We start from the raw sequence: 652 nt of genomic DNA on the forward strand, positions 1-652 counted from the left end.
ACTCCAGATTAAGCCCCACGCTATGCGTGGGAGAACAAAAGTGGAAGTACCTTTACGTATGATAAAAAAATCCCCCTCTGGTATAATGACAAAGGTTTCGGAAGCCGATGTCAGTTAGAGGAGGAAATCCAAAATTGGATAAATCAAGTTTATCACATACGAAGTGGAATTGCATGTACCATATTGTGTTTATTCCCAAATATAGACGAAGAACAATGTATGGAAAACTTAGGGAAGATATACGTGAGATCATCAGAAAACTTTGCGAGTATAAGGGAATTGAGATAGTAAAGGGAAGTGTTTCTGTTGACCATGTTCACCTATGTGTGAAGATACCACCGAAGCTTAGCGTATCAACATTCATGGGATATTTAAAAGGAAAAAGTGCATTGATGATATTCGACCGACATCCTGAATACAAAAGTAAAGGAAATAGACACTTTTGGGCAAGAGGGTATTATGTAGATACCGTCGGTCGAAATGAAGAGGTTATCAAGAAGTATATAAAAAACCAAACCGATGCAGATATGATAGAAGATAAGCTAAATAAATAAATGTAGTCGGCTTGCGAAACCACGCCCTTAAGGCGTTGCAAGTAACATGCCCTTATAGGGCTAAGTCAAACCACCTGTTGAACAGGTGGTATGTGATT

1 protein-coding gene is annotated in these 652 nt (G+C 38.7%); it reads left to right on the plus strand.

What is annotated here, in order from left to right; all coding sequences use genetic code 11:
- Positions 1 to 134 precede the first annotated feature (134 nt).
- Positions 135 to 554 carry an IS200/IS605 family transposase gene (tnpA, locus tag IEX12_RS23180; RefSeq protein ID WP_268811323.1) on the plus strand — a complete coding sequence of 140 codons (420 nt, stop codon included), beginning with the start codon at positions 135 to 137 and terminating at the stop codon, positions 552 to 554.
- Positions 555 to 652 lie beyond the last annotated feature (98 nt).

The organism is Lentibacillus populi (assembly GCA_014642895.1).
Taxonomy (GTDB): domain Bacteria; phylum Bacillota; class Bacilli; order Bacillales; family Amphibacillaceae; genus Lentibacillus_C; species Lentibacillus_C populi.